This is a genomic window from Nonomuraea sp. NPDC050691 (assembly GCF_040654455.1).
Classification (GTDB): domain Bacteria; phylum Actinomycetota; class Actinomycetes; order Streptosporangiales; family Streptosporangiaceae; genus Nonomuraea.
Genome location: NZ_JBFAIA010000092.1, coordinates 24,830 through 32,069 on the forward strand (window position 1 = coordinate 24,830; position 7,240 = coordinate 32,069).

Annotated in this window: 9 protein-coding genes; 2 read left to right on the forward strand and 7 right to left on the reverse strand. The window is 73.0% G+C overall.

The window, feature by feature from the left end:
• Positions 1–7: 7 nt before the first annotated feature.
• Positions 8–367, reverse strand: a complete 360-nt coding sequence (locus AB0H81_RS27740; protein ID WP_358380443.1) for a helix-turn-helix domain-containing protein — start codon at positions 365–367, stop codon at positions 8–10.
• A 121-nt stretch (positions 368–488) separates the two neighbouring features.
• Here AB0H81_RS27740 and AB0H81_RS27745 point away from each other — a divergent pair, with 121 nt between their 5' ends.
• Complete coding sequence (locus AB0H81_RS27745) at positions 489–1,451, forward strand: NADP-dependent oxidoreductase (protein ID WP_358380427.1); 963 nt, start codon at positions 489–491, stop codon at positions 1,449–1,451.
• A 21-nt stretch (positions 1,452–1,472) separates the two neighbouring features.
• Here AB0H81_RS27745 and AB0H81_RS27750 read toward each other — a convergent pair whose 3' ends face one another.
• The 6 genes from AB0H81_RS27750 to AB0H81_RS27775 all read right to left on the reverse strand — a co-directional run bounded on the left by AB0H81_RS27750 (position 1,473) and on the right by AB0H81_RS27775 (position 6,815).
• Positions 1,473–2,117 carry a response regulator transcription factor gene (locus AB0H81_RS27750; RefSeq protein ID WP_358380429.1) on the reverse strand — a complete coding sequence of 215 codons (645 nt, stop codon included), beginning with the start codon at positions 2,115–2,117 and terminating at the stop codon, positions 1,473–1,475.
• Positions 2,108–3,271 carry a histidine kinase gene (locus AB0H81_RS27755; RefSeq protein WP_358380431.1) on the reverse strand — a complete coding sequence of 388 codons (1,164 nt, stop codon included), beginning with the start codon at positions 3,269–3,271 and terminating at the stop codon, positions 2,108–2,110. Before AB0H81_RS27755 ends, AB0H81_RS27750 begins: the two co-directional genes overlap by 10 nt.
• Before the next feature lie 9 nt (positions 3,272–3,280).
• Entirely contained in the window at positions 3,281–4,156 is an 876-nt protein-coding gene (locus tag AB0H81_RS27760) for an ABC transporter permease (RefSeq protein WP_358380433.1), read from the reverse strand.
• Complete coding sequence (locus tag AB0H81_RS27765) at positions 4,153–5,067, reverse strand: ATP-binding cassette domain-containing protein (RefSeq protein WP_358380435.1); 915 nt, start codon at positions 5,065–5,067, stop codon at positions 4,153–4,155. The genes AB0H81_RS27760 and AB0H81_RS27765 overlap by 4 nt, the downstream gene beginning before the upstream one ends.
• 79 nt (positions 5,068–5,146) lie before the next feature.
• On the reverse strand, positions 5,147–6,541 hold the full coding sequence (locus AB0H81_RS27770; RefSeq protein WP_358380437.1) for a serine hydrolase domain-containing protein: 1,395 nt from the start codon (positions 6,539–6,541) through the stop codon (positions 5,147–5,149).
• Between the two features lie 16 nt (positions 6,542–6,557).
• Positions 6,558–6,815, reverse strand: coding sequence for a hypothetical protein (locus AB0H81_RS27775; protein ID WP_358380439.1), 258 nt, complete (start codon positions 6,813–6,815; stop codon positions 6,558–6,560).
• A gap of 237 nt (positions 6,816–7,052) precedes the next feature.
• Here AB0H81_RS27775 and AB0H81_RS27780 point away from each other — a divergent pair.
• Positions 7,053–7,240 (forward strand): helix-turn-helix domain-containing protein (locus AB0H81_RS27780; RefSeq protein ID WP_358380441.1); only part of this gene is annotated, 188 nt, incomplete at its 3' end.

Below are 7,240 nucleotides of genomic sequence, written 5' to 3' on the forward strand. Positions count from 1 at the left end.
GCGGCCCTCACGGCCGGGCGGGGATCTCGTGGAGGTGCTGCTCCACCCAGGAGCGCAGCATGCCCAGCGGCACGGTCACGCTGCGGCCCAGCTCGGTCAGCGCGTACTCCACGTGCAGCGGCACGGCCGGGTACACGGTCCGGTCGACGAAGCCCGCGTCCTCCAGCCGCCGCAGCGTCTGGGTGAGCACCTTGGGACTGACGCCCTGGAGCTGCCGTTGCAGCTCGCCGAACCGCCTCGGCCCGTCCTCCAGGGCGCCGATGGCCAGCGTCGACCACTTGTTGGCCAGCAGGTCGAGCACGTCGCGGCAGGGGCAGAGCGCCGAGTAGACGTCGTGGCGGTCGTGCTCGCCGGTGGCGCACTTCATGATCACGGCTTGGGCTCCCCTCTTACTACCCAATAGATAGTAATCCTCCTTGCGGGTTACTACCACCTTGCGGATAGCTTCCGGGATCGTCGCACCAAGCCATCAAGCGAGGAGAAGCAGCATGTCGACGCCCACCATGCGTGCCGTCAGCCAGTCCGCGTTCGGCGGTCCCGAGGTGCTGGAGCCGGTCCGCGTCCCCCGTCCCGAGCCGCTGCCCACCGAGATCCTGGTACGGGTGCGCGCCGCCGGCGTCAACCCCGTGGACTGGAAGACCCGCTCCGGGGGCGGCATGGCCGGGGTGCTCGGCCAGCCGCCGTTCATCCTCGGCTGGGACGTCTCCGGCGTGGTGGAGGAGGTCGGGTTCGGCGTGACCACCTGGAAGCCGGGCGACGAGGTGTACGGGATGCCGTGGTTCCCCCGCGCGGCCGGCGCCTACGCCGAGTACGTCACCGCTCCCTCCCGCCAGTTCGCCCGCAAGCCGGCCATCCTGGACCACGAGCGCGCCGCCGCCGTGCCGCTGGCGGCCCTGACCGCCTGGCAGGCCCTGACCGACACGGCCGGCGTCCACTCCGGGCAGCGGGTGCTGGTCCACGCCGGCGCCGGCGGTGTCGGCCACCTGGCCGTGCAGTTCGCCCGTCACCTGGGCGCGCACGTCATCACGACGGCCCGCGCGGCCAAGCACGAGTGGCTGCGCAAGCTCGGCGCCGAGGAGACGATCGACTACACCACGACCCGCTTCGAGGACGTCGTGGCCGACGTGGACGTGGTCATCGACCTGGTGGGCGACGGGCACGACGCCACCGGCACCCGTTCGCTGCGCGTGCTGCGGCCCGGCGGCCTGCTCGTGGCGGTCCCGTCCGGGGTGTCGCCCGAGCTGGCCGAGCGGGCCGAGGCGGCGGGCGTGCGCGCCACGCCGTTCCTGGTCGAGCCCGACGGGCCGGCGCTGGCCCACATCGCCGGCCTCATCGACCAGGGCGACGTCGCGGTCGAGGTGGAGGCCGCACTCCCGCTGGAGCGGGCCGCCGAGGCGCACCGGCGCGGCGAGGAAGGGCGCACCCGCGGCAAGCTCGTCCTGACCCTCTGACCCGACCCGTCGTCGCCTCGGTCAGGCGTCGAGGTAGCGCAGGATGGCCAGGACGCGGCGGCTGTAGCCGGGGTCGCGCGGCAGGTCGAGCTTGTCGGTGATGGCGTTGATGTGCTTCTCGACCGTGCTGAGCGACACGTGCAGGCGGGCGGCGATCGCCGTGTTGACGTAGCCCTGGGCGAGGTGCCGCAGCACCTCCGTCTCGCGCGGGCTCAGCCGGCTCAGCGGGTCGGCGCGGGTGGTGCGGGCCAGGAGCTGGCGGACCACCTCGGGGTCCACGACCGTGCCGCCCGCGCGTACCCGTTCGAGGGAGTCCAGGAAGTCGGCCACCTCCGAGACCCGGTCCTTGAGCAGGTAGCCGAGCCCCTCGGTGCGGCCGCCGAGGAGGGTCGCCGCGTAGGTCTTCTCCACGTACTGGGACAGGACGAGCACGCCGACGTCCGGGAGGAGTTCGCGGATCTCCAGCGCCGCCCGCAGCCCCTCGTCGGTGTGCGTCGGCGGCATGCGCACGTCGACCACGGCCACGTCGGGACGGTGCGAGGCGACGGCGTCGAGCAGCGCCGCGGCGTCACCGACGGAGGCGACGACCTCGTGCCCGGCGTCGTCGAGCAGCCGGCCGAGGCCCTCGCGGAGCAGCACCGAGTCGTCGGCCAGGATCACCCGCACGGCGCGTCCTTGGGCAGCGTCGCCGCGATCTTGGTCGGGCCGCCCGGCGGGCTGTCGACGGTGAACGTCCCGTCCAGCGCCAGCACCCGCCTGGCCAGGCCCGACAGCCCGCCGCCCGCCGGGTCGGCGCCGCCGGCGCCGTCGTCGGAGATCGCCACGCTCACCGTCTCCTCGTCCTCGCTCAGCACGACCAGGATGTCGTGCGCTCCCGCGTGCTTGATCGCGTTGGTGATCGCCTCGCGGGCGATGAAGTACAGGGCCGTCTCGACCTCGCGCACGGGCCGCGCGGCCAGCCCGTAGTGTACGGTCACCGGCAAGCCCGCTCGCTCGGCCACGCCCGCGAGCGCGGCGCGCAGGCCCAGCTCGTCCAGGGCGGTCGGGTAGATCCGCCAGGCGACGCTGCGCAGCTCGTCCAGGAGCCGGCGGGACTCGGTGTAGGCCTGGTCGACCAGTTCGCCGGTCCTGGCGGGGTCGGCGCCGTGCCGGGCGCGGCCGAGCAGCATGGCCAGCGCCACGCCCCGCTGCTGCACGCCGTCGTGCAGGTCGCGCTCGATCCTGCGCCGCTCGTCGTCCACGGCCCGGACGATGCCCGAACGGGTCGCGGTCAGCTCGGCGATGCGCCTGCGCATCAGCTCCTGCCTGCCCGGCCCGAGGAAGTGGCCGGCCAGGCGGCGCTCGGCGGCGCCGGCGACGAGCGTCGCGGGCGCGATCAACATCAGCAGGAGGGCCGCGGTGACCAGCCCGACGACCCCGCTGTCGGTGACCAGCCGCACGCCGGGCAGGTTCACGGCCACGGCCTCGCTCTGCCCGGTGGCCAGGGCCCACAGGGCGCCGGAGAAGAGCAGGCCGGCCAGGAACAGCCCGGCCGCGAACCCGTACCCCGCCACGACGCCCAGGGCGGCGCGGGCGGCGATGAAGCCGTGACCGCCGCCCGCCGCCTCCGTCTCGTGGTCGAACCACCTGGCGAGCCGGGCCCGCTCCAGCGCGACCAGCCGGGCCAGGACCCGGTCGGCGGCGGGCCGCGCGGCCGGGATCAGCCGGGCCGGACCGGCCGCGCAGAGGAAGACGAGTTCCACGATTCCGAGGGCGGCGCCCGCGAGCACCCCGGTCAGAGTGCGCGCGACCCGGTGACCTGACATTGCGGTACCTGACACCGCGGCAGTCTAGGCGTCACGCCGGCGCAGCACCGCGTGGCCCGCGACCAGCGCCGCCGCCGTCCAGGCCAGCAGCCAGGCCAGCCCCTCCCCCGGCGGGTACGGGATCGGGCCGCCGGTGATGTTGTCGGCGCTGTCCATGAACGCGAGCCCGGCGAACAGCGGCATGCGCAACGACGCCTCCAGCGCGACCGGGGCGCCCGTCATCAGCAGGATCATCGGCACGCCCATGAGCAACATGAACACCACGCTCAGGGCACCCGCGGCGCTGCGCACGGCGGCGCCCACGCCGATCGCCATCACCGACACCAGGGCGAAGAAGACGCCCACGCGCAGCAGGTCGAGCGCCACCTCCGCCGGCGGCAGCACCACGCGGGCGCGGAACACACCGGCGGACAGCACCGCGGAGACGACCGCGGTCGCCGCCGCCCCTGACAGCACTCCGGCGACGGCCGTCACCGGCGCCACCACCAGCGCCTTCGCGGCGAGCACCCGGCCGCGAACGGGCACGGCCTGGAGCGTGCCCCAGATGCCGCGCGAGGCGTACTCCGAGGTGATCACCAGCGTCGCCATCGCGACCAGCGCGAACTGGACGAGCGCCGACGCCGACACGACCGGGTCGGCGGCCGTGACGACCGCCTCCCCGGCGCCCGCGCGCGCCAGCTCGGTGGCCTCGCCGGCGCCGAGCGTCAGCGCGCCGAGCACCATCAGCGCCGCCGCGCCGGCCAGGCACCACCAGGTGGAACGGACCGACCACAGCTTCACCCACTCGGCGCCGGTCGCCCGGCCCAGCAGGACGAGCTCCGCGCCCACGCCCCCCGCCTTCCTCGTCGCGTACCCCACGCTCACGTCCCCGTCCCCCTCGTTCGCGTACCCGATGCTCACGCCCCCGCCTTCCTCGTCGCGAACTCCACGCTGCCGGCGGTCAGCTCCTGGTAGGCCTGCTCCAGCGAGGCCTCGCGGGTGCGCAGCTCGTGCAGCCGGATGCCCGCCTCGTACGCGAGGTCGCCGACGCGCTCGATGGTGGCGCCGGTGGCGACCAGCTCGTTCTCGCCCCGGCGCTCCACGGTGACTCCGGCGGCGCTGAGCCGTACGGACAGGTCTGCCGCGTGCGGCGTGCGGACGGCCACGGCCGTCAGGGCGCTGCCGGCGATCACCTCGGCCAGTGGCGCGTCCATGATGAGCCGGCCCTTGCCGATCACGACGAGGTGGTCGGCGGTGAGCTGCATCTCGCTCATCAGGTGGCTGGAGACGAACACCGTGCGTCCCTCACCGGCCAGCGAGCGCATCAGGTGACGCACCCAGCGCACGCCCTCGGGGTCGAGGCCGTTGACGGGCTCGTCGAACATCACCACCTCGGGGTCGCCCAGCAGCGCGGCGGCGATGCCGAGCCGCTGGCTCATGCCCAGCGACAGCGCGCCGGCCCGTTTGCGTCCCGCCTCCGCCATGCCGACCGTCTCCAGGACCTCCGCCACCCGGCCGCGAGCGATGCCGTTGCTGCGCGCCAGCGCCGTCAGGTGCGCGTACCCGCTCCTGCCGGGATGCAGCGCCCGCGCGTCCAGCATCGCGCCGACCGTCCGCAGCGGGTTCCTGATCTCGTGGTACGGGACGCCGCCGATCAGCGCCGTGCCCGCCGTGGGGCGGTCGAGGCCCAGGATGAGGCGCATCGTCGTCGACTTGCCGGCCCCGTTCGGCCCGAGGAACCCCGTCACCGCGCCGGGCCTGACCTCCAGCGACAAGTCGTCCACGGCCGTGCGGTCGCCGTAGCGCTTGCACAATCCTCTGAGACTGATCACATCGGCTCACGCTAGGTGGCCGGCCGGGCGGTCACCATGGAGGCGAACCGCCGACTTCGATGGCGGAAACCCGTAAAGGTCACTCCCGCACGTCGCCGGTCCGCGGATTCACCCGGCAGTTGGTGTGGAGGTACTGCGCGGACCCGTCCCGGAAGTCGTAGATCGCGACGGTCTGAGTGTCCTCAAGGGGATCGTCCGAGGGCATCAGGAAGTGCGTCTCGCTCACCGGGAGCAGGTCATAGGTGATCCGTTCGGGCTTGCCGGCGAATCGGGCGTTCATGGGGTCGAGGACGAGGGTGAGGCGGAGCCGCCCGCCTTCGGCGTGGACCTCGTAGCGGGAGCCGAGCCGTTCGTAGACGCCCTCGTACCTGGACAGGTCGAGCCTCAGCCCCGGATCGGGCGCGGGCAGGCCCGGGATCGTGACCGCCCCCAGGTCGGCCAGGATCTCGTTGAACACGTGCTTGTAGAAGCTCTCGCGCGGCCCTCCGTTGGTCAGCATCGTGAGGGCGATGCCGGAGCCGGGCAGGATCCGCAGGCGGGCGTTCTGGCCGATGGTGCTGCCGTCGTGCGCGTACACGGTCTCGCCGTGCCAGTCGCACACGATGAGCCCGAGGCCCCACTCCGGCCCGAACATGTACGGGTCGGGCACGGCGACGCGGGAGGTCATCATCTCCCGCACCGCCGTGGCCGAGACGATCCGCGTGCCGTCGGCGGCCCTGCCCTCGTTGAGGAGGACGTGCGCCATCGCGAGCACGTCGTGGACGGTGGAGGTGAGGTTGCCCCCGGGTCCGAAGGCGCGGGGCAGGTGACTCAGCGGTGAGATGACGGGCCCCTCGTCCGGCGTGCGGACGATGTGGCCCGTCGCGGCCCGGTCCCGGTCCACGTCCTCGTGCCGGCTGCTCGTGGCGGTCAGGCCCAGAGGGGCGAAGAGCCGGTCCCGCATGACGGCGTCCCATCCCTTGCCGTCGATCACCTCCATGACGCGGCCGAGGATCGCGTAGCCGAGGGCCGCGCTGTAGCCGTGGGTGTGGCCCAGGGGGTGGACCTGGGGGGCGCCGGCGATGTTCGCCACCATGCGCGCGTACACGTCGTCGCCCTCACCGGGGTCGCCGTAGGCCTCCTCGATGCCGTTGGTGTGGTTGAGCAGGTGACGCGGTGTGACCTGGGCGGCGGTCTCGGGGTCGGCGACCTCGAACCCGGGCAGGTAGGCGCGCACCGGCTCGTCCAGCCCGGCCTTGCCCTCGTCGACGAGCTGCATGAACGCGAGGGCGGTCCAGGTCTTGGTCATGGAGCCGCACTGGTAGAGGGTGCCGGTGGTCGCCGGCTCGCCCGTCAGCACGTTCGTGACGCCGGCGGCGAGGGCGGTGATCTGTCCGTCGTGGAGCACGCCGATCGCCGCGCTCGGGATCCGGTACTCGGCCAGGAGTTCGGTGACGCGCCCCCGGAGCCGTTCCACGTCCCATGTCTTCGCCATCGGGGCCGTCCTCGCGCTACTTCGGGAGGCCGACCGCGTTGGCGGCGTCGGCCTCGGCGTACTCCGTGACGGCGAAGGATCCGGCGCACCCTTCGAAGAAGTCCCTGACGGCGTCGACCGAGTCGTGCACGATGACGTTCACCGCCTTGGTTCCGTCGGTGGCGGCGACGGCCAGGACCCACCTCGCGCCCTTGGGCAGCCGGCCGTACGCCTCCTTGAGCGCGGCCCAGAACCCGTCCTCGTCGGTAACGCTGGAGATCGCCATCACGTGCATCGTCGTGTCCTCCTCTGACGCTGTCCCCGGGTCTTTCCGGGTGACGAAAAGCTACATTGCGTTTCAGGAGACGTCAACGAGTTCGACCCCGATAGACCCTATCTACGCAGGTAGATTCGAGCAATCGTTGCAACCGGCTTGCCAGGTAATGCAACTCACCCTTTCAGCTTCGTTGCAATGTACTGTGGATGAACGCGACCCTGACCCTCCGACCCGTCGACCACAGGAGGCCGGCCGATGCCCGGAGCCAGACTGACCCACGAGGAGCGCCGCCGGATCGCGGCCTGGCTGGCCGAAGGGCTCGGATACGCCGAGATCGCCAGGCGGCTCGGCAGGCCGACCTCCACGGTCAGCCGGGAGGTCGCCCGCAACGGCCTCCACGGCGGCTACCTGGCCGACCGCGCCCAGCAGGCCGCCGGCCGCCG